At 70.7% G+C, this 18,523-nt stretch carries 22 protein-coding genes and 1 pseudogene; 10 read left to right on the top strand and 13 right to left on the bottom strand.

All coding sequences use genetic code 11. The features are described 5' to 3' along the window. Position 1 precedes the first annotated feature (1 nt). Genes ACWDX9_RS14560 through ACWDX9_RS14550 form a run of 3 tightly spaced genes read left to right on the top strand, consistent with a single transcriptional unit; the run spans position 2 to position 2,512 of the window. On the top strand, positions 2-1,561 hold the full coding sequence (locus ACWDX9_RS14560) for a serine/threonine-protein kinase (protein ID WP_449953405.1): 1,560 nt from the start codon (positions 2-4) through the stop codon (positions 1,559-1,561). A gap of 56 nt (positions 1,562-1,617) precedes the next feature. Then, a complete protein-coding gene (locus tag ACWDX9_RS14555) occupies positions 1,618-1,785 on the top strand; it encodes a hypothetical protein (RefSeq protein ID WP_449953403.1) in 168 nt (55 codons plus the stop codon). Positions 1,786-1,834: 49 nt separating this feature from the next. After that, complete coding sequence (locus ACWDX9_RS14550) at positions 1,835-2,512, top strand: helix-turn-helix domain-containing protein (protein ID WP_449953400.1); 678 nt, start codon at positions 1,835-1,837, stop codon at positions 2,510-2,512. Here the strand turns inward: ACWDX9_RS14550 and ACWDX9_RS14545 are convergent. The 4 genes from ACWDX9_RS14545 to ACWDX9_RS14530 are packed head-to-tail and all read right to left on the bottom strand — an operon-like array spanning position 2,496 to position 4,574. Next, entirely contained in the window at positions 2,496-3,122 is a 627-nt protein-coding gene (locus ACWDX9_RS14545) for an alpha-ketoglutarate-dependent dioxygenase AlkB family protein (RefSeq protein WP_449953502.1), read from the bottom strand. The genes ACWDX9_RS14550 and ACWDX9_RS14545 overlap by 17 nt on opposite strands. Next, on the bottom strand, positions 3,122-3,379 hold the full coding sequence (locus ACWDX9_RS14540; RefSeq protein WP_449953397.1) for an Ada metal-binding domain-containing protein: 258 nt from the start codon (positions 3,377-3,379) through the stop codon (positions 3,122-3,124). The genes ACWDX9_RS14545 and ACWDX9_RS14540 overlap by 1 nt, the downstream gene beginning before the upstream one ends. After that, positions 3,376-4,089, bottom strand: a complete 714-nt coding sequence (locus ACWDX9_RS14535; protein WP_449953395.1) for a 2OG-Fe(II) oxygenase — start codon at positions 4,087-4,089, stop codon at positions 3,376-3,378. The genes ACWDX9_RS14540 and ACWDX9_RS14535 overlap by 4 nt, the downstream gene beginning before the upstream one ends. After that, positions 4,086-4,574, bottom strand: a complete 489-nt coding sequence (locus tag ACWDX9_RS14530) for a methylated-DNA--[protein]-cysteine S-methyltransferase (protein ID WP_449953394.1) — start codon at positions 4,572-4,574, stop codon at positions 4,086-4,088. Before ACWDX9_RS14530 ends, ACWDX9_RS14535 begins: the two co-directional genes overlap by 4 nt. 297 nt (positions 4,575-4,871) lie before the next feature. On the opposite strand from ACWDX9_RS14530, the gene ACWDX9_RS14525 reads away from it, so the two are divergent. After that, on the top strand, positions 4,872-5,675 hold the full coding sequence (locus ACWDX9_RS14525; RefSeq protein WP_449953499.1) for an alpha/beta hydrolase: 804 nt from the start codon (positions 4,872-4,874) through the stop codon (positions 5,673-5,675). Here ACWDX9_RS14525 and ACWDX9_RS14520 read toward each other — a convergent pair. From ACWDX9_RS14520 to ACWDX9_RS14510, 3 genes are all read right to left on the bottom strand, one after another. Further along, a complete protein-coding gene (locus tag ACWDX9_RS14520; protein WP_350729856.1) occupies positions 5,668-5,967 on the bottom strand; it encodes a hypothetical protein in 300 nt (99 codons plus the stop codon). The two genes, ACWDX9_RS14525 and ACWDX9_RS14520, sit on opposite strands and share 8 nt — an antisense overlap. 411 nt (positions 5,968-6,378) lie before the next feature. Further along, complete coding sequence (gene thyX, locus ACWDX9_RS14515; protein ID WP_449953391.1) at positions 6,379-7,164, bottom strand: FAD-dependent thymidylate synthase; 786 nt, start codon at positions 7,162-7,164, stop codon at positions 6,379-6,381. A gap of 241 nt (positions 7,165-7,405) precedes the next feature. Beyond that, a complete protein-coding gene (locus ACWDX9_RS14510; RefSeq protein ID WP_449953388.1) occupies positions 7,406-8,476 on the bottom strand; it encodes a helix-turn-helix domain-containing protein in 1,071 nt (356 codons plus the stop codon). Between the two features lie 136 nt (positions 8,477-8,612). On the opposite strand from ACWDX9_RS14510, the gene ACWDX9_RS14505 reads away from it, so the two are divergent. After that, a complete protein-coding gene (locus tag ACWDX9_RS14505) occupies positions 8,613-9,080 on the top strand; it encodes a nuclear transport factor 2 family protein (protein WP_449953386.1) in 468 nt (155 codons plus the stop codon). Between the two features lie 449 nt (positions 9,081-9,529). Here ACWDX9_RS14505 and ACWDX9_RS14500 read toward each other — a convergent pair whose 3' ends face one another. Continuing rightward, positions 9,530-9,826, bottom strand: coding sequence for a CocE/NonD family hydrolase (locus tag ACWDX9_RS14500; protein ID WP_449953383.1), 297 nt, complete (start codon positions 9,824-9,826; stop codon positions 9,530-9,532). Between the two features lie 323 nt (positions 9,827-10,149). Between ACWDX9_RS14500 and ACWDX9_RS14495 the strand changes: the two are divergent. After that, positions 10,150-10,362, top strand: a pseudogene (locus ACWDX9_RS14495) (maleylpyruvate isomerase N-terminal domain-containing protein); the annotation flags it as partial. Positions 10,363-11,052: 690 nt separating this feature from the next. Continuing rightward, complete coding sequence (locus tag ACWDX9_RS14490; protein WP_350730364.1) at positions 11,053-11,361, top strand: DinB family protein; 309 nt, start codon at positions 11,053-11,055, stop codon at positions 11,359-11,361. A gap of 294 nt (positions 11,362-11,655) precedes the next feature. Here ACWDX9_RS14490 and recQ read toward each other — a convergent pair whose 3' ends face one another. Together recQ and ACWDX9_RS14480 are read right to left on the bottom strand one after the other, a co-directional pair. Beyond that, the gene (recQ, locus tag ACWDX9_RS14485; RefSeq protein WP_449953380.1) at positions 11,656-13,467 is read right to left on the bottom strand and encodes a DNA helicase RecQ; all 1,812 of its coding nucleotides are present in this window, start codon (positions 13,465-13,467) and stop codon (positions 11,656-11,658) included. A 551-nt stretch (positions 13,468-14,018) separates the two neighbouring features. Continuing rightward, positions 14,019-15,236 carry an MFS transporter gene (locus ACWDX9_RS14480; RefSeq protein WP_449953377.1) on the bottom strand — a complete coding sequence of 406 codons (1,218 nt, stop codon included), beginning with the start codon at positions 15,234-15,236 and terminating at the stop codon, positions 14,019-14,021. 77 nt (positions 15,237-15,313) lie between these two features. On the opposite strand from ACWDX9_RS14480, the gene ACWDX9_RS14475 reads away from it, so the two are divergent. The 3 genes from ACWDX9_RS14475 to ACWDX9_RS14465 all read left to right on the top strand — a co-directional run bounded on the left by ACWDX9_RS14475 (position 15,314) and on the right by ACWDX9_RS14465 (position 16,732). Next, entirely contained in the window at positions 15,314-16,102 is a 789-nt protein-coding gene (locus tag ACWDX9_RS14475) for an SDR family NAD(P)-dependent oxidoreductase (protein WP_449953375.1), read from the top strand. Positions 16,103-16,130: 28 nt separating this feature from the next. Further along, entirely contained in the window at positions 16,131-16,382 is a 252-nt protein-coding gene (locus ACWDX9_RS14470; RefSeq protein ID WP_350729869.1) for a type B 50S ribosomal protein L31, read from the top strand. A gap of 80 nt (positions 16,383-16,462) precedes the next feature. Then, entirely contained in the window at positions 16,463-16,732 is a 270-nt protein-coding gene (locus tag ACWDX9_RS14465) for a DUF3040 domain-containing protein (RefSeq protein WP_364244555.1), read from the top strand. Between the two features lie 71 nt (positions 16,733-16,803). On the opposite strand, the gene ACWDX9_RS14460 is transcribed toward ACWDX9_RS14465, so the two are convergent. The 3 genes from ACWDX9_RS14460 to ACWDX9_RS14450 are packed head-to-tail and all read right to left on the bottom strand — an operon-like array spanning position 16,804 to position 18,483. Beyond that, positions 16,804-17,034 (bottom strand): DUF6343 family protein, encoded by a 231-nt coding sequence (locus ACWDX9_RS14460; protein ID WP_449953370.1) that lies wholly within the window; start codon positions 17,032-17,034, stop codon positions 16,804-16,806. Between the two features lie 22 nt (positions 17,035-17,056). After that, the gene (locus tag ACWDX9_RS14455; protein WP_449953368.1) at positions 17,057-17,761 is read right to left on the bottom strand and encodes a maleylpyruvate isomerase family mycothiol-dependent enzyme; all 705 of its coding nucleotides are present in this window, start codon (positions 17,759-17,761) and stop codon (positions 17,057-17,059) included. Positions 17,762-17,778: 17 nt separating this feature from the next. Next, positions 17,779-18,483 carry a DUF4344 domain-containing metallopeptidase gene (locus tag ACWDX9_RS14450; protein WP_449953366.1) on the bottom strand — a complete coding sequence of 235 codons (705 nt, stop codon included), beginning with the start codon at positions 18,481-18,483 and terminating at the stop codon, positions 17,779-17,781. Positions 18,484-18,523: the final 40 nt, after the last annotated feature.

The following is an 18,523-nucleotide window of genomic DNA, read 5'->3' as shown; positions in this document are numbered from 1 at the left end:
CGTGTCCGAATTATCGGTTTCTGGCTATGAGATCAAGGGTGTTCTCGGCCAGGGCGGCTTCGGTGTCGTCTACCTCGCCGTGCAGTCGGCCGTGGGTCGCGAGGTAGCGCTCAAGGTCGACAACCGGGTGCTGCTGTCCGACCGCGACCGGCGCCGGTTCATGCGCGAGGTCACGGCCGCCGGGGCCCTGTCCGGTCACCCGCACGTCGTGGCCGTCTATGACGCGGGGCTGCTGCCCGACGGACGGCCGTACATGGTGCTTGAGCTGTGCCCGGGCGGGTCGCTGTCCGGACGGAGGCTCTCGCCGGTCGAGGCGCGTGACGTGGGCGTACGGATCGCCGACGCGCTGGCCGCCGCGCACGCGCAGGGGGTGCTGCACCGGGACGTGAAGCCGGGCAACATCCTGGTCAACCGGTACGGCCAGGTGGCGCTGTCCGACTTCGGGCTGGCCACCATGCCCGCGTCCGGGCCCGAGGCGTCGGTGACGCGCGAGTCCCTGACGCCGTCGTACGCGCCGCCCGAGGCGTTCGAGCTGGCCGAGCCGACCCCGGCCGGTGACGTGTACGCGCTGGCCGCCACCGTCTACGCGCTGCTGAACGGCCGCCCGCCGCGCTTCCCCGAGAGCGGCGTGCCGAACCTGGCGATGATCCTGGCCCTGCACCGCCTGCCCGTTCCGGACATCCCCGGCGTGCCACCCCAGTTGACCGCCGTGCTGCGCCAGGCGCTGGCCAGCGACCCGCGCGAGCGCACGCCCACCGCGGAGGCGTTCCGCGACGCCCTCGCCGCCGTGCCGCTCGGGCCCGCCCCGGCACCCTCCGGGGGACGGCTCGCCGCGCCGCCGACCCCCTCCCCGCCGATGGGGCAGTATCCGAGTCACCCGGGGCCGCAGCCGATGATGGGTCCGCCGGTCACCGGCCCGCCGCCGGGCGGCCACGCGGACACCGTGCCACCCGCCCGGCGCGGCACCTCGAGGGCCCTGGTCTCGATCGCCGCCGCCCTGGCCCTGGTGATCTCGGTCGGCGTCGGCGTGGTCGTCTACACGTACGTCACCAGGGAGCCGGGCGGCAACCAGGCGTCGACTCCCAGCGCGTCGGCCTCCACGAGCGCCACGGAAGAGGCGAAGACCGTGTTCAAGGGGCTGAAGACGTACACGGAGAACTGTCCGGCGAGCAAGGTGCGTGGCGGTGAGGCGGCGTGCGTGCAGGAGTCGGAGTGCTGGGGCGGGCTGGTCATCATCTCCGGCGACACGAAGGCCAGGCGGGTCGGGTGCGAGGAGCTGCACTCGTGGGAGACGTTCGCGGTCGTCCCGATCCCGTCGGACGCCGACACGTACGTGCAGCAGGACCTCGCCAAGCACCCCACGATCAAGCGGATCTGCAGCCGGGCGGTGCTCCTGGCCAGCAGGGTCGGCACGGCCAGGAACACCGGCGCGGCCGGCTGGATGGCGGACGTGATGCCGCCGTCGCAGGCGCAGTTCGAGAACGGCACGCGCTTCCTGCGCTGCATCGGCCGCCTGACCAGTCAGGAGCCGCGCCGGTCCTACTTCCACCGGGGAGCTTGACGCTTTCTCCACATTCGGCGGGCTCTGTCTGCACAAGTGGCCCCTAGCCTCGGATCGTGCGGATTCCTTCCTGGGCTCTCCTGCTGTGGATGTCCGTGTCGTGCCTGGTGTTCGTCGCCCTGGCCCTGCACATGGGGTGGCTGTTCAGCGAGCTGCGGGTGCTCGCGCCGTTCGCGCTGATCGGCGCCCAGCTGATGTACGTCCTTCTCGCCACGCCGCCCTGACCGTCATGGTGGCGCCGCCGGCGGTGGCCAGGACGGCTAGGCTGCCCGAATGGACTTGAAGGATCGGGTACGCGAGCTGCGCGCCGAGGGCCGCTCCCCGAAGGAGATCGCCAAGGCGCTGAAGGTGTCGCCGTCCGTCGTGGCGCCGCTGGTGCGGGCCATCGCCTCGGAGGCCCCCACCGCCGAGCCCGAGGTGGTCGGGTGCTGGGTCAACATCGGCTGGAGCGAGGGGCTCACCGTCGACCCGGCCCGCGGATGGGTGGACGAGGCCCCCGACGCGGGACTGGGCGGCCTGGTGTGCGTGCTGGTCGCGCGGCGGCACACCTGGGACAGGATGACGGTGGCCGGCTACCTTGCCGACGTCTACTGCCTCGGGGCGAAGAACGCGATCGGCCCCGACGTGCTCGACGACCGCGACCTGCGGCGCTTCCGCCAGTACTTCTTCGGCGAGTACGCGGGCTTCCAGGAGGCGCCGATCGAGCTGGCCCGGCACCTGGTGTTCGGGTCCGTCGACTACGCGCGGACGCTCGGGTTCGAGCCGCACGAGGACTTCGCTCCGGCGTCCGACGTGCTGGGCAAGTGGGAGGGGGACGCGGCGATCACGTTCGGCCGTGACGGCAGGCCCTTCTACGCGCAGGGGCCGGACGACGACCCGGCGAAGGTGCTGCGGACGCTGCGGCGCACGCTCTCCGATGAGGACTTCGACTACGTCACCGGAGGCCGGTGACGCGCATCGTGATGTTGAGGCGGCCGGAGGCCAGGCCGGTGGCGGGATCGCCGGTGCCCGGATGGACCTTCGGCACGCCGTGGTAGGCGAAGCGCGACGGCCCGCCGAACACGAACAGATCGCCTGAGGCGAGCTCGACGTCCGTGTACGGCCGGCCGCGCGTCTCGGTGTTGCCGAAGCGGAACAGGCACCGGTCGCCGATGCTCAGCGACACCACCGGGGCGTCGGACTTCTCGTCCTTGTCCTGGTGCATGCCCATCCGGGCCTGGCCGTCGTAGAAGTTGATCAGGGCGGTGTCGGGCTCGTACGTGTCGCCGGGTCGTCCGTACGCGTCGGCCAGGGCGCGCCGTCCCAGCTCGCCGAGCCACGCGGGGAACTCGGCCACCTGCCGGCCGTTCACGTCGTGGGCGATGCGCGTGTACCGGTACGGCTGCCAGTGCCACCCCACGCACACCGTCCGGACCGACATCACGCCGCCCCGGGGCAGCACGGTGTGCCGGATCGGCACGGGTCCCGTGGCCCATCCGCGGCACGCCTCGACCAGGTGGCGCTGCTCGTCCAGCGTCAGCCAGCCGGGCACGTGTACCGCCCCCGGCGCGATCTCCCGCATCACGCTGTCTCCCGGCCCTTCCATCCCTGGTACGCCTCCGGCAAGCATCTCGAACACGGCCGGTACCCGGCCGCCACCGCGTCACCGGCGTCCGCGAAGAACACACGATGCCGGATATATCCCCCGCGAGCGATCGAGCGCAGCGCCGAGGGACAGTCCAGCCGCCCGTACAGCCGGGCCCCTCGATGCCCGCCCAGCGTGCCGGGCACCGGACTCGTATACGGGCGGCCGTCGGCCCCCACCAGCGTGTACGTCATTTCGCGTCGTGGAAGACGAGCCCCAGCGTATGCCGCAGCCCGGACCGTACGGTGCTCACCCCGTGCCGCACGGGGGAGGCCGACCAGCCTCGCGAGGAACGCACGGGCCGGTCGCGCGTGGTGAAGATCAGCCCGTGCCCCTGCGGCAACAGCGTCACCGTCCCCCGCGACTGGGCCCGCGGCCGCTGCTCCACCAGCAGGAACTCGCCGCCCGTGTAGTCCTCGCCGGGCCGGTCCAGCCCGATCACGACCTGCAACGGGAACACCAGGTCGCCGTAGAGGTCGCGGTGCAGCGCGTTCCAGTCGTCCCGTCCGTACCGCAGCAGGATGGGCGTCGGCCTGGTCTGCCCCGCTCTGTGACACATGTCCAGCCACTCGTCGAGGTCGTCCGGCCACGGCGCCGGCTGGCCCAGCCTGGCCGCCCAGTCGCGGGCGATCGGCAGCAGCCGCGGGTAGAACTCCGCCCGCAACTTCTCCACCAGCGGCGGGAACGGCCGGCTGAAGTAGCGGTACTGCCCGGCGCCGAACCGGTGCCGCTCCATGTCGATCGTGGACCGGAACAGCCCGATCTCGTCGTACAGGCCGGCGATCTCCTTGCACTCCTCGGGGGTGAGCACCGGCGGCGTCAGCGCGCACCCGTACGAGTTGACCTCTTCCGTCAGTTTCGCCCAGTCCATCGTGGTCTCCTCCGTCAGCTTCGCCGCGTTCATCCGACGGTGCTCCAGAGCTGGGGCTGCAGGGCGCCTTCGAGCGTGAGCAACTCGTGCTTGCGCTCGATGCCGCCCGCGTACCCGGTCAGGGAGCCGTCCGCCCCGACGACGCGGTGGCAGGGGCGGACGACGAGCAACGGGTTCGCGCCGATGGCCGCGCCGACCGCGCGGATCCGGTCACGTGGCGCGCCCACCCGCGCGGCGAGCGCGCCGTAGGTCGTCGTGGTGCCGTACGGCAGCTCATCCAGGGCCGCCCACACCTGCTCCTGGAACGGGGTGCCGCGGGTGGCGAGCGGCAGGTCGAACGCGACCCGCTCGCCCGCGAAGTACTCGGCGAACTGCCGCTCGACCTCCTCGAACGCGGCCGGCTCCCACCGCAGACCAGCCCCTCCGCTTACGTCGAACGACACGCGCGTCAGCGCGGAGCCGTCGCCGACGAGCAGGATCGGGCCCAACGGGCTTTCGATGATGCTGTGGATGTCCATACCTTCTTCAACACCGCCGAGCCCTCAAATGTCAGCGGTTTTCGGACACCACAGCACCCCCTCCTCAACCCCGCGCTTCGCCTCCGCCCCTCAGCCTCCGCCCCGGCCCTCGGCCCCGCGCCTCAACCCCGCCCCTCGGCCTCCCCCGTCGCCACCGCCTCCGGCCGCGGCAGTCCCCGCCACCCGCGCACCGTCAGTCCCCCCACCCGCGCACCGTCAGTCCCCGCCACCCGCCCACCTCAAGCCGCATCCCAGTCAGTGGACGATCAAGCGATCATGGGCGTACGCTCGGTGACCATGGCCGAGTCGCGCGAGCACACCTTCACCGGCACCACGGGCCTCAACGCGGTCCGCGTATGGCCCCATGGTCGGCCGCGCTACGTGGCCGTCCTGATCCACGGGTACGGCGAGCACATCGGCCGCTACGAGTACGTGGCGGACCGGCTCGTCCGCCACGGCGCCGCCGTCTACGGCCTCGACCACACGGGCCACGGCAAGTCGGCCGGCGACCGGGTGCACGTCGCGGACTTCGAGGACGTGGTCACCGACGTCTACTCCGTCGAGGAGCAGGCCAGGGACGACCACCCCCGCGTCCCGGTCGTGGTGATCGGCCACTCGATGGGCGGCATGATCGCGGCCCGCTACGCCCAGCGCTACGGCGACGGCCTGGCGGCGCTCGTGCTGTCAGGCCCGGTGATCGGCGAATGGGCGGTCGTCCCGACCCTCCTGGCCTACGAGGAGCCCCCGGACGTCCCGATCGACCCGGCGACCCTCTCCCGCGACCTCTCGGTGGGCGCCGCGTACGCCGCCGACCCGCTGGTGTGGCACGGCCCGTTCAAGCGCGCCACGCTGGAGGCGTTCGCCACGACGCTGGCCACGATCGCCAAGGGCGGCCGCCTCGGCCCCCTGCCCACGCTGTGGGTGCACGGGGCCGACGACGAGCTCGTCCCGCTGAGCGGGAGTCGTCCGGGGGTCGAGGCGATCAAGGGTACGGACCTGACCGAACGGATCTACGAGGGCGCCAGGCACGAGGTCTTCAACGAGACCAACAAGGCCGAGGTCCTGGACGACGTGACGGCCTTCATCGACCGGACTATTTGACCGGCAGCCATACGTACCCGGAGCCCCGCGTACGGGTGAGCTCGATCTTCCAGCAGCCCCGCTTCGGGAAGACGAACCCCGTACCCCACTCCTCGCCGGGTTTGTGCCAGCTCGACCCGCCATGCTCCTCGGGCCCCCAGGCGAGCTTGGCGGGCGTACCGTCGGGAAGCGTCGCCTTGACCCGCAGCGGCCCTTCACCCGTCATCCGCCACACGATCTTGATCTCTTCACCGCGCGCCAGCGGCGGACCCGCCACGAACAACAACCCCCACAGCTCCGCATCCCGCCCCACCCCCCGCACCTCTGGAAACCCTCCGCTGAGGAGCACCGATGTCCCGTTACACGCAGCCCTGGTAGCCGTCGGGCCGGGGCTTACGGAGCTCGGGCTTACGGTGCCTGGACTAACGGCGCTCGGACTTATGGGACTCAGGCTTACGGCGCTGGGGCTTGTGGGGCTCGGGCTTACGGCGCCTGGGCCCACGGCGCTGGGGCTTGCGGGACTCGGGCTTATGGGACCCGGGACGGCCGACCGAGCCACGGGCGCGGGCACCTCGGCCGAACACCCAGCCGCGACCACCAACAGCGTCACCATCATCAACCACTTCATGCAACCTGTACTCCGGGCGATACCGGGAGGTTCCGGCTAGCGAGCCGGACTCGCTGGAAGCATGGGCGCCAACAGCCTGGAGCCTGACGCGACCGCTCAGACCTTGCGCCAGCCGGGCACCCAGGCCCCGCCCTCCTCGACGGTGTAGTCGCCGAACAGAGCGGGGGCTTCCTTGCGCATGAGCTCGCCGATGCGCTGGAACAGCAGGCGAATCTCCTCCTCCGCGCCGGCGGCGGTGCGAGCCTCGATCGTGTGCCGCAGCGTGCGCACGTTCGCGGTCCACACCAGCCCGGTCGCCACACCCTCCGGGGCGAACCTGCGCATGAACGACGTTCGGTGCTTCTTCTCCGAGAACGGCACGCCCTCCTCATCGAGCCCGAAGTGCTCGCCCATCCACAGCTGGAACTGCTCGAGCTGCTCCAGCACCGCCGTGGCCCGCTTCATCAACTCGTCGTCTTCCCGTGCCCATTCCGGGAACCAGAACGGCAGCTCGTCCAGCCGTACGAAACGCAGCGACTCCTGCGAGACGGCCACACCCGGGCGGTGCCGCACCAGCTCGTGGGTCAGCACCCGGCTGACGTTGTGGAGCACGAAGCTGAAGCTGACGTGCTCGAGGACCGAGCCGTGTGCGCTGGCCAGGATGTTGCGCAGGTAATCGTCCTGGTTTTCCCTGATCCTGACCACGTTGGGATTGAGGCCGGGCTCGAAGGAGCGGTAGCAGAGCCGACCGGCGAACTCTGCGAGGTTCTGCGCGTCGAGGTCGCCGCGATCGAGCCGCTCCAGCCAGCTCTCGCCGCCGACCTCGGCCAGGTAGCGGGCCAGCTCGTCGTAGTCCAGCGACGGACGGGAGACGATGAAGACCTCGGGTTCGACACTGCGCATGGAGAGCCCCCGCTCGGATCGACCGCTTTTGACGGCCCCAAGCCAACCAGCTCCTGCCACTCGGCGCGAGTCGACCGCCTCCTGGACGCTCCTCGCGGGCATCCCACGTCCAAGGTCGGCAGGCGCAGTGGCTTGTGGCTTCGACGGTCAGCAGGCGCCACGGCTTTCAGCTTCGGCCTCCCGATCTCGCGGCCGTTGAAGGTCTCGAGCCCGCCGGGGCGAACGCAGGCTGCTCCGGCTTCTATCGATGGGTCGCCGAGCCGTCCGCGGCCGCCTGCGCGAACGATCGTAGGGCCTGGACGGTGGCATCGGGGATGGGCAGCGCGTCGAGATCGGCCCGAGCGAGGACGTCGGGTAATGGAAACATCCTGGTGAGGCCGACTGGGGCGAGGCCGGGCACGACCGCGCCGAACCGGCCGGCGAGGTCACCCAGGATCGCCCGTGCCCGTGCGGCATCCGGCACCCCGGCACGCACGATGTCATGCACACCGACTTCGAACGGATCCCACGAACCGCACGTCCTCGCAGAGTCGTCGAGAGCGAAGATGCGCCGGGCCCGGTGGACGTGGTGGATGAGTCCGTTGAGCCGGGGGAGATGGGCGACGAGCAGGAGTTCGGTCGGGGATCGCTGGGTGATCTCGATCATGCCGGGGTCGTGATCGATGAGGATGGTGCGCCGATAAGAGGTGCACGAGACCGCTTCGACGGTCGGTGTCGTGCGTGCGGCCAGGTGGCGCAGTGCGGCCGCGAAATCGAGTGACTTGTCGTGAGTGAGCCGGAGGGCCAGCCCGCCGTCGGCCTGGAGGCGGTCGGTGACCCGCCGTCGGGCCCGCAGCTCACGCGGGGCGCCGCGGAAGGTGCCCATGAGGACTCGGTTGAGCTGCCGAACGCTGCCGAAGCCCGCGGCGAAGGCAATGTCGGCTATGCGAAGGTCAGTGTCGTCGAGAAGTCGGCGGGCGAAGTGCGCGCGCCGGGAGCGGGCGAGCTGGTCGGGCGTGACCCCGGCATGCTGAAGAAACATGCGCCGCAGGTGACGTGGGGACACGCCGAGCCGACCGGCGAGACTGCTCTCCGTCGCGTCGTCCAGCGCTCCGTCGGCGATGAGTTCGACCCCGCGGCACACCAGTTCGGGCATGTCCGCGACGGTGGCCGGTTCCTGCCGGTACGGGCGGCACCGATGGCAGGCGCGGTACCCGGCCGCCTCCGCCGCGGCCGCGGACGGGTAGCGGGTGGTGTTCGCCGGGAGGGGGCGGCCCGGGCAGTCGTCCCGGCAGTAGATACCGGTGGTCAGGACGGCGCCGACTGCGTTCACGTTTCCAGCATGGCATCCACCGGCTCACCGGATCGGACGGATCCGGACAGGCTGCCAACGCTGGCCGAATGTGACCAGACCTGCTGATCAGGGCCCCGCGAGAATTCGGGCTCACCCATCTCCATAAGGACATTCCATGAGCGCCGCATCGAACAAGCAACTCGTCATCGACGCCTGGCGGGTCTTCGCCACGCGTGATGCCGACCGGGTCCGCGACGTCTTCGCCCCTGACGCGGAGTGGCTCGCCCCTGCCGACAACGCGACCTCCCGCGCCATCGATGGAACCCACCATCTCATCGGCCGGGACCGCATCGTGCGCTTCCTGACCGAGGAATTCTCCACGGTCTTCGTCGACAACGTGTCCATCGAGTTCGGCGGCTTCTACGCCGACGGGGACATCGTGGTCGTCGAGATGCGACTGCAGGCCACCCTCGCCCACGGTGGCCACTACGACAACGAATACTGCTTCATCTTCGAACTGGAGTCTGGCCAGGTCAAACGGGTCCGCGAATACATGGACACACAACGCGGCGCGGCATGGTTCCACTCACCCACGACATCGGACCGGCAGGACCAACGCGAAGCGACCACCACCCATCACTAGCCCAAAAGCCCCGGCTGTAGCGGCGGTCATAACCCCAGGCCGGGGCACGATGGCCGTAACCCCAGGCTGGGGGCGATGGCCGCAACCCCAGGCCGGGGCACGATGGCCGCAACCCCAGACCGGGACGCGATGGCCGTAACCTCAGGCTGGGGGGCGATGGCCGCAACCTCAGGCCGGGGCACGATGGCCGCAACCCCAGGTTGGGGGGCGATGGCTGCAACCCCAGACCGGGGCACGATGGCCGCAACCCCAGGTTGGGGGGCGATGGCTGCAACCCCAGACCGGGACGCGATGGCCGCAACCCCAGGTTGGGGGGGCGATGGCCGCAACCCCAGGGGCCGGCGGCTATAACCTCCAGGCTGGGGGCGACGGCGGCAACCTCAGGCACATCGCCTCCAGTTGCGGATCGAGGTACGGCCCGACCGCCCGATGCGTACGTGTATCCCAGGTTACTGGCCCCGCCGTCGCCAGCCGCCCGTCGCACCCCGCCTGCCTCGCGGCAACCAGGCACCCGCGGACAGCCCGTCCTCCCTCTCCTGGTGGAAGGCCGCGAACCGGCCATCGGATCCGAACGTGCCGCGTGCGTTCTGCACGACAACCCGTATGCCGCGCCTGCCCGGCACACGAGCGGTGCCCTTGGCGTCGAGCTCGTGCTTGCCGTACGGAGTCCGTACGAGCACCACACGCAGCGGCCCCGCACCGCGCAGTCGATAGCGGCCGGCGAACAGCACCACGCCATCGGGCATCGGAACGCTCAGCCGTGGGCGACCTCGATATTGGGCGTCGTGGCCTCGGGCAAACCGGGCAAACGGTCAAGCAGTCCGCTGAGCAGGCCCAAGGCAGAACCCCCTCCGGCTCCGGCTACGGTCGCGCCGACGTTCGGCGAGTCGGTGACAGATCTCCCCTCCGGCTCCGGCTCCGGCTCCGGCTCCGGCTCCGGCTCCGGCTCCGGCTCCGGCTCCGGCTCCGGCTCCGGCTCCGGCTCCGGCTCCGGCTCCGGCTCCCAAGCGTATGCGGGGCCGATGATTTTTCCCGGGCACGCGGGTCTGCATGTGAGAGAGGAGGCGATATGTGCGATCAAGAAAAGGCACTGGCCGCGGGGGTTGCGCTGCTGGAACGGGCGATCGACTATGCGCTGGGCAGCCTCCGCGTAGTCACCCCGGCCGCCCTCTGCCGTCCCACTCCCTGCGCGGACTGGAACCTCCAGCACCTGCTCGACCACATGACCGACTCACTCCGAACCCTGAACGACGCCGCCTCCGGCCACATCCCCCCAGCACCGCCACGTATACCCGTCACCCCTGTCCCAACGCCAAGACCCCCCAACCTACGCATGCCGCCCACCCCAGCTCCTCAAAGGCCGACCACCCCCGCACCAGGCGACGGCATTGGCACTCCTCCACAGCGCAGCCTTCGAAGGCCGACCGCACCCGCGTCCGGCAGCGCAGACACCGCCTCATCGCGCTCCGGCATCCGCGGCTCGGCTGTATCTGCGTCAGGCGGAGGGGGCGGCGCCTCATCGGGCACCGGTCTTCGCGGTTCGGACGCATCCGCGTCGGGTGGAGGGGGCGGAGCCTCATCGGGAACCGGCCTTCGTGGTTCGGCTGCGTCTACGTCGTGTGGAGGGTGCGGCGCTTCACCGGATACGGGCCTTCGCGGTTCGGACGCGTCCGCATCCGGTGGAGGGTGCGGCGCCCCATCAGGCACGGGCTTTCGCGGTTCGGACGCACCCGCGTCGGGTGGAGGGGGCGCCTCATCGGGAACCGGCTTTCGCGGGTCGGACGCATCCGCGTCCGGGGGAGGAGACAGCCCCTCTTCGCGCTCTGGTATCCGCGAGGTGGCTGCGTCCGCGGCCGGAGAGGGAGACAGCACCGCTCTGTGCTTCAGTGGCTCTGGGCCGCGAAGGCAAGGATGCGGGGCCAACCCCGCGCTCCTTCTCAGGGACCGGGCCACAGAGGTGCTGGGTGTGTGGGTGGGCGCGGTCACCCATCCCGGGATGGTCTCCATAGGCGATCGTCACTTGACCGCGCCCATGGTGGCCGCCGCGGGTGCGATCGAGATTGCCGTGCACGGCTGGGACGTGGCCAGGGCCTGTGGTGAGCAGCACCCGATCCCGGATCTCATGGCCGAGGAACTGCTGGACCTGGCCCATCTGTTCGTCACGGACGTTGACCGGCCGCACAGGTTCGCCCCGCCGAGGACCCTGCCCCCGCGCGCCTCAGCCCAGGACTACCTTCTGGCCTATCTCGGCCGTGACCCGAACTGGCCAACAGCCCTCTGACCAGCTCAACGACCCCAACCTCAAAGATAGAACAATCCAGCCCATCCAGCATTTCCCGCTCACACGCCGTACGATCATCCTGTACCGCAACCATGTCGGGGACACCGACCATAAAGCCCAGCACACGTCCGGCCGGTCGTCAGCGGGCGGCGACACCCGATCGCCGTGACCCGGCCGACCAACGTGGTGGCGACGACCGTTCTTCGTGCGGCCGTCGCCACCACCACGCCTCGCCCTTCCTGCACAGGGTGAACGCACGCCTGAGGCGGGCGGCAGGGGCCGGGGTGGCGGGGGTCAGGTGTCCTCCTGGAGGACCTCCAGGAGGAGTTCGCCGTACTTTGCCAGTTTGTTTTCGCCGACGCCGTTAACGTTGCTCAGCTCCGACAGTGAGGACGGACGGGCGGTGGCGATCTCTCTCAGGGTCGCGTCGTGGAAGATGACGTACGCGGGCACCCCCTGCTCCTTCGCGGTGGCGCCCCGCCAGGATCGGAGCCGCTCGAAGAGCGGGGCCGCTTCGGCGGATAGCTCAGCCACCGCTTGGCCTTTCGACGAGGAGGCTACCTTGGCCCGGGCGGGGCGCAGGGTGTCGCGGCGCAGCAGGACCTCGCGCTGTCCCCGGAGCACCGAAGTGCTGTCGTCCGTGAGCACCAGCGCTCCGTAGTCGGACTCGACCGCCAGCAGCCCCTGCGCCAGCAGTTGCCGCACCACCCCGTGCCACTCCGCGTTGCCCAGGTCAGTGCCCACTCCGAACACGGTCAGCGTCTCGTGGCCATGCTGCAGCACCTTGGCGGTCTTCTTGCCGAGCAGGATGTCGACCACCTGCCCCACGCCGAACTTCTGCCGCCGCTCCCGCGCCAGCCGCAACACCGTCGACAGGACCTTCTGGGCAGGGACGGTGCCGTCCCAGGATTCGGGCGGATTCTGGCAGGTGTCGCAGTTTCCGCAGGGTTCGGCGCCCTTCTGGCCGAAGTAGTCGAGCAGCAGCACCCGGCGGCACCCCACGGTTTCGCACAGCGCCAGCATGGAGTCGAGGTGGACCACCTGGCGGCGGCGGTGGGCCTCGTCGCCCTCCATGGCCATCCGCCGGTGCTGGACGACGTCCTGGAGGCCGTAGGCCATCCATACCGTGGCAGGGAGGCCGTCGCGGCCCGCGCGCCCGGTCTCCTGGTAGTAGCCCTCGACCGACTTGGGCAGGTCGAGATGGGCGACGAAGCGAACGTCGGGCTTGTCGATGCCCATGCCGAACGCGATCGTGGCCACCACGATCAGCCCGTCTTCGCGCAGGAAGCGGGACTGGTGGGTGGCGCGGGTGCGGGCGTCCAGACCCGCGTGGTACGGCACGGCGGCGATGCCGTTGTCGACCAGGAACTCGGCGATCTTCTCGACCGAGGAGCGCGACAGGCAGTAGATGATGCCGGAATCGCCCGGATGCTCGGTGCGCAGGAACTCCAGCAGCTGCCGCTTGGGCTCGCTCTTGGGCGTGATGCGGTAGTGGATGTTGGGCCGGTCGAAGCTGGCGACGAAGTGGCGGGCCTCGCTCAGGCCGAGCCTGGAGGAGATCTCGGCGTGCGTGGCCGGGGTGGCCGTGGCGGTCAGCGCGATGCGCGGCACATCGGGCCAGCGCTCGTGCAGCGTGGACAGCTCAAGGTAGTCGGGCCGGAAGTCGTGCCCCCACTGCGCCACGCAGTGCGCCTCGTCGATGGCGAACACCGAGATCTCGCCCTTGGCCAGCAGCCGCAGCGTGGCGTCCACGCGCAGCCGCTCGGGAGCGAGGTAGAGGAGGTCGAGCTCGCCGGCCAGGAACTCCGACTCGACCAGCTGCCGCTCGTCGAAGTCCTGCGTCGAGTTGAGGAACCCCGCACGCACGCCGAGCGCCCGCAGCGCGTCGACCTGGTCCTGCATCAACGCGATCAGGGGTGAGATGACGACCCCCACGCCGCGGCGCACCAGGGCGGGGATCTGGTAGCAGAGCGATTTGCCGCCGCCGGTGGGCATGAGCACGAGCGCGTCGCCGCCGGCCACGACGTGATCGATGATCTCCTGCTGCCCCGCCCTGAACGAGTCGTAGCCGAATACGCGGTGCAGAACGTCGGTGGGGGTATCCATGTGGCTACCTTACGTGTTCGCGGGTGAGCGTTTCGTGAGTTCCGCCGACGGCGATCGGGGGCTCCAACGCGCTCGCCTTGGCATCACCCAGTCTGCCCGACGGTGATCGGTCCGTGAGCCAGCCCTTCACGGGAGTGGGGAGGGGCGCGGTTAGGCGGGGCCGCGCATTGAGGGCGGAGTGTGGCTTGGGGGCGGGGGTGAGGGCGGGGTGCGAGTTGGGCGTGGCGGGGGTTGGTGGTGGTGGGTCGTGGGTCGAACGTGGGTGCTGTTGGGAGGGCGGACTGTGGGTTGGGCGTGGCGGGGTTGGGGGTGGCCGGGGTTACCGGTCGGGCATGGCTGGGGTTGGGAGGAGCGGAGCGAGATTGGGCGTGGCTGGGGACGCGGGCGGGGCGGGTTGGGATCGGTGAGTGTGGCTGAGGGTTGGGAGGAACGGAGTGGGAGTGGTGAGCGTGCTTGGGGCGAGGGCGAGGCGGCGTGGGGATGGGCATGGCGGGGGTGAGGGCGGGGCGTGGGTGGGGTGAGGGTTGTGGGGGTGAGGGAGGGAGGGTGGGTTAGGCGGTGGCGGGGGTGGGGTGGGCGTTGCGGTGGTAGGCGATCAAGGAGAGGGCGCCCAGGGCGCAGGCCGCTGCCACCGCTCCCATCACCGCCGGATACCCGGCGAACTGCGCGATTCCGGCCGCCAGCAGCGGCGCGACGGCCTTGGCGACCGTGATGGGCAGCGCGAGTGCCCCGCTCAGTGACGCGTACGCTCCCGTGCCGTACCGATCGGCAAGAAGAGCAGGCCGAGCGATCGTGCCCACGCCGAACCCCAGCCCGAACAGCACCACCCCCGCCACCGCCCCCGCCGTGCTCCTGCCGACCAGCGGCAGCAGCACCGCCGCCAGCCCCTGCACCCCGAACATCACCGCCGTGATCAACGCCACCGACCAGCGGCCCTGCAGGCCGGTGGTGACGAGCCGGCCCGTGACCGACAGCACCCCGAGCAGGCCCGCGACGCCTGCGGCGAAGAGGGGGGAGTGGCCGAGGGCGATCAGGTACGTGACCAGCAGGACACCCATGACCGACACCGCGCCGGTCTGGGTCAGGAAGGCCGCCGCCAGCAGCCAGAAGGGACGTTCGCGCAGGGCCGCCCCGACGATCTCGCTCCGGTTCACGTGCGGCGGCGCGGCCCGGCTCCGGACGGCCAGGGCGTGCAGCGGCACCGAGGTCAGGGCGTATCCGGCGGCCAGGATGACCAGAGCCTGGCGCCACCCGTACAGGTCCACGAGAAAGCCCGTCAGCGGCAGGAAGATGCTGGACGCGAAGCCCGCCACGACGGTCACCGCGAGTAACGCCCGCGCCCGCCTGGTCGCGTCGAACCAGGCCACGATCACGGCGAAGGCCGCCTCGTACAGCACCATCGCCGACGCCACGCCCAGCACCCCGCAGACCAGGTACAGCTGCGTCACAGAGCGCACCTGGGACCACGCCAGCACCGCCAGCCCGCCCAGCACCGACCCGAGGGTCATGAGCCCGCGCCCGCCGTGCCGGTCGAGCCAGCGGCCGATGAGCGGCGCCGCGACCCCCGACACCAGCACGGCCAGGGTGATCGCTCCGGTCAGCTGCGCGACCCCGGCGTGGAGGTCGCGGGACATCGGTGGGATGAACACGGAGAACGCGTAATAGAGCACGCCATATCCGGCGGTTTGCGTGATCGAGAGAGCGCCGATCATCCACATGGGGGACTTCGGCACGGTGGCGTCGATCACTCCAGGATCGTTCCCGTTCACCGGTCAGAAATACGGTGATAAATGTCACTTAGCCCCGTCAGGAATAGCGCACGGTGAAAGCGGAATAGCGTCGAGTCATGACCTTTTCCTATGTGGTGAGCGGCGGCGGGCGTGGCATCGGAAAGGCCGTGGTCGAACGGCTCCTCGCCGAGAAGGGCGGCGAGAAGGGCGGCGGGAAGGACACCGTGGTGGTGGCCGTCGAACGCGACCCCGACGCCCTCGCCTGGGCCGGCCCCCGAGTCATCCCGCTGATCGGCGACGCGGCCGACGAGGAGGTCGCCGCCTGGGCCGCCGACCTGGCCCAGGAGGCCGGCAGCCTGCGCGGCTGGGTCAACAACGCCGCCGTGTTCCGCGACGCCTCCGTCCACACGTCCCCGATCGCCGAGGTCAGAGCCCTGATCGCGGCCAATCTCGACCTCGCCGTGGTGGGCTGCGCCACCGCCGTACGCCACTTCCTCGCGGCCGGTACGCCCGGCGCCATCGTCAACGTCACCTCCCACCAGGCCACCAGGGCGGTGCCCGGCAGCCTCCCCTACTCGACCGCCAAGGCCGCCACCGAGGGCCTGACCAGGGCTCTGGCCGTGGAGTACGGCAGGCACGGCATCAGGGTCAACGCCGTGGCCCCGGGTTCGGTGGCCACCGAACGGTATGAGGCGTTCCTGGAGTCGCAGACCCCGCAGGCGCGGCAGGCCGTCGAGGAGCAGCTGGCCATGCTGCACCCGCTCGGCCGGGTCGCGACCCCCGCCGAGGTGGCCTCCGTCGTGGCGCACCTCCTCTCGGACGAGGCGGCGTTCGTCAACGGCGCCACCATCCCCGTGGACGGCGGCCGCACGGTGCTGGGACTCGACCCCGAAGCTCGGGAATGAAAACCGTTGTCATCTGGTTGTGCAGGCCATGAAGAAGAACCTGCACCCCGCGTACGGCCCCGTCGTCTTCCGTGACCCGAGCGTCGGGTTCGCGTTCCTCACCCGCTCGACCCTCACCAGCGACAGGACGGTCGAGTGGGAGGACGGTAAGACGTACCCGGTCGTCGACGTGGACGTGTCGTCCGCCAGCCACCCCTTCTACACCGGCCGCGGCCGCATCCTCGACACCGCGGGCCGCGTCGAGCGCTTCAACCAGCGCTACGCGAACCGCCGCAAGTGACGGGCGGCCCCCCGCAGGCATGTACGCGCCTGCGGGGGATCGGCCGGAGGGGGCATGCCTGCGCTACTGCTGGGTAAAAGGTGGTCACCGGCATCGGAGCAGTGGTGATGGCCATGAGTCTCTCTGGAAAGGAACGCCGCATTCTCGCTGAGATCGAGCAGGCCCTTGAGCGAGAGGACCCCGAGCTGGCAAGGCGCGTAGCGGCGATCAACAAGATCGAATCAGACGGGGACTTCCCCCACGCGTATGGTGATCGCCTGCGCAGGTGGGTGCTGGCACACGTCTGGATGATCTTCACGGCCGGCGCGCTCGTGATCGTCCTGCTCCTGCTCGCCGTACTGACCACCTGACTCGCCGTACTGACCACCTGACTCGCCGTACTGACCACCTGACTCGCCGTACCGACCACCTGACGGCACAGTCAGCGCCGCCGGCGCAGCAGTGCCAGGTCGGCGGCGGCCACGACGGCCACCGCGGCCGCGATCGCGGCCTCCCAGCGCCAGACCTCCGCCCCCGTGCTCGCGGCGAGCACCGCGAAGAACACCGCCGCCGCCATCCCCACCACCAGCGCGACCAGCGACAGGATCCGCCGGGTACGCAGCGGGCTGCGCGCGCTCAGTGGCTCCGTGCCCGCCCGGTTACGCAGCCACATCGTCGATCCCCCTTCCGAACGGTCAGGCGAGGCACCTCAGGGCCGCGACGACGCGCGGGTCGACCCCGTGCGACGCGGGCAGCCGCCCCACCGTGGCCTCCACGAACTCGGGGTACGACAGCGAGGCCGTGACCCCGTTCACGGCGGCCCAGATCTCGTCGGCCGTCTGCTCCACCTGCACCTTGGCCTCCTGCTCGGCCAGCGCGAACCGCCCCACCGCCACCCGCCACAGCGTCCGGTCGTCGACCTCGGCGTCGGGGACGGGCGCGCCGACGTCGTCGGCGTGGGTGGCGTACTCGGAGTCGTAGTGGAAGGCCTGCCGGCCGCACGGGTAGGGCCCGGCCATGGTGTCGATCAGCCCGCCGGGGCCGAGCTCGCGCATGCGGCGGCGCGTCTCGCCGTTCTGGACCCGCCACTCCTCCAGCACTTCCGCCACGGGCAGGTGGCGCCGCTGCCGCACCGACCACTCGTTGAAGTCGTTGTAGCCGGACACGCCGGCCTTGGAGAGCCGGGTCAGCAGGTCCTGCACGGTCCCGTCGAGGCAGGCGTGGTTGTACAGCTCCTCGCCCGCCAGATGGCCCAGCACGTCGCGCACCGACCATCCCTCGCACCGGGACGGCCGCTGCCAGCCGGCCTCGTCGAGCCCGCTGAAGAACCGGTCGAGCCGGGTGGCCTCCGTGTCGAAGATGTCGAACGGATTGAAGTGTTTGAGCAGCTCGTCGGCCATACTCCGGACGCTACCCGCTACGTGCCCGCTTTCACGGCCATCGATCCGACGGCGGACCTGACCCGGTCGTACTCGTCGGCGCAGGTGGGCGCCCGCTCGGGCGGGACCCAGCCGCCCTGGGCGATCCGGTCGTATTTGCCGGGGTCGGCGCCGTACAGGAGGCAGGAGAACGTGGCCGACTCGGGCGGCCCCGACAGGTGGTCGATGCCGGCGTGGCCGGCGAGCAGGTGACGGGCCTCGGCGGCGGCCACCACGCGCTTGGGCGAGTCGGAGGCGAGCGTCAGCGCCGCGAACTGGTCGGCCTGCTCCTCGCTGTCGGCCAGGCCGTTCAGCGTGGTCAGGGCGTGGCCGAGCTGGTGGTGGAAGAGCACGGCCAGCGCGCCGTCCATGCGGGCGGACCTGGCACGGGCGTCGGTCTCCTCGGTCTCGGAGATGCCGTCCATCACGTGGCGCACCTTGTCCACCAGCTGGTAGCAGATGGTGATCCGGCGCTCCTCGAGGTCCCAGGTGGCCTCCGGCGCGTCGCAGTCACGGGCGACGACCTTGACCGACGCGGGCAGCCGGATCCGGGTCTTGAGCGTGTCGCCGTCCTTGAGGAGCTTTCTGGCCTGTTCGGCGCCCGGCGAGCCCGGCTGCTCGTAGCGCACGGACAGATCGGACGAAGGCGCCGCCCCCAGCGTGCTCGTCATGCTCAGGACGAGGGCGATGAGGGGATGCGGCATACGAGGCTCCTCGGGGGTCGGTAGATCCACGCAATGCGAC

This window comes from Nonomuraea sp. NPDC003201, assembly GCF_053590415.1.
Note: the sequence above shows the minus strand (reverse complement) of the source record. Positions and strands in the feature narration are given on the sequence as shown.

Excerpts from the sequence above, each read along its gene's own strand:
- ACWDX9_RS14450 (WP_449953366.1), bottom strand. The coding sequence starts at position 18,483 with ATGCCGCATCCCCTCATCGCCCTCGTCCTGAGCATGACGAGCACGCTG.
- ACWDX9_RS14550 (WP_449953400.1), top strand. The coding sequence starts at position 1,835 with ATGGACTTGAAGGATCGGGTACGCGAGCTGCGCGCCGAGGGCCGCTCC.
- ACWDX9_RS14460 (WP_449953370.1), bottom strand. The coding sequence starts at position 17,034 with ATGTGGCTGCGTAACCGGGCGGGCACGGAGCCACTGAGCGCGCGCAGC.
- thyX (WP_449953391.1), bottom strand. The coding sequence starts at position 7,164 with ATGCGCAGTGTCGAACCCGAGGTCTTCATCGTCTCCCGTCCGTCGCTG.
- ACWDX9_RS14505 (WP_449953386.1), top strand. The coding sequence starts at position 8,613 with ATGAGCGCCGCATCGAACAAGCAACTCGTCATCGACGCCTGGCGGGTC.
- ACWDX9_RS14545 (WP_449953502.1), bottom strand. The coding sequence starts at position 3,122 with ATGCGGGAGATCGCGCCGGGGGCGGTACACGTGCCCGGCTGGCTGACG.
- ACWDX9_RS14455 (WP_449953368.1), bottom strand. The coding sequence starts at position 17,761 with ATGGCCGACGAGCTGCTCAAACACTTCAATCCGTTCGACATCTTCGAC.
- ACWDX9_RS14470 (WP_350729869.1), top strand. The coding sequence starts at position 16,131 with ATGAAGAAGAACCTGCACCCCGCGTACGGCCCCGTCGTCTTCCGTGAC.
- recQ (WP_449953380.1), bottom strand. The coding sequence starts at position 13,467 with ATGGATACCCCCACCGACGTTCTGCACCGCGTATTCGGCTACGACTCG.
- ACWDX9_RS14540 (WP_449953397.1), bottom strand. The coding sequence starts at position 3,379 with ATGACGTACACGCTGGTGGGGGCCGACGGCCGCCCGTATACGAGTCCG.
- ACWDX9_RS14500 (WP_449953383.1), bottom strand. The coding sequence starts at position 9,826 with ATGCCCGATGGCGTGGTGCTGTTCGCCGGCCGCTATCGACTGCGCGGT.
- ACWDX9_RS14525 (WP_449953499.1), top strand. The coding sequence starts at position 4,872 with ATGGCCGAGTCGCGCGAGCACACCTTCACCGGCACCACGGGCCTCAAC.
- ACWDX9_RS14530 (WP_449953394.1), bottom strand. The coding sequence starts at position 4,574 with ATGGACATCCACAGCATCATCGAAAGCCCGTTGGGCCCGATCCTGCTC.
- ACWDX9_RS14535 (WP_449953395.1), bottom strand. The coding sequence starts at position 4,089 with ATGAACGCGGCGAAGCTGACGGAGGAGACCACGATGGACTGGGCGAAA.
- ACWDX9_RS14475 (WP_449953375.1), top strand. The coding sequence starts at position 15,314 with ATGACCTTTTCCTATGTGGTGAGCGGCGGCGGGCGTGGCATCGGAAAG.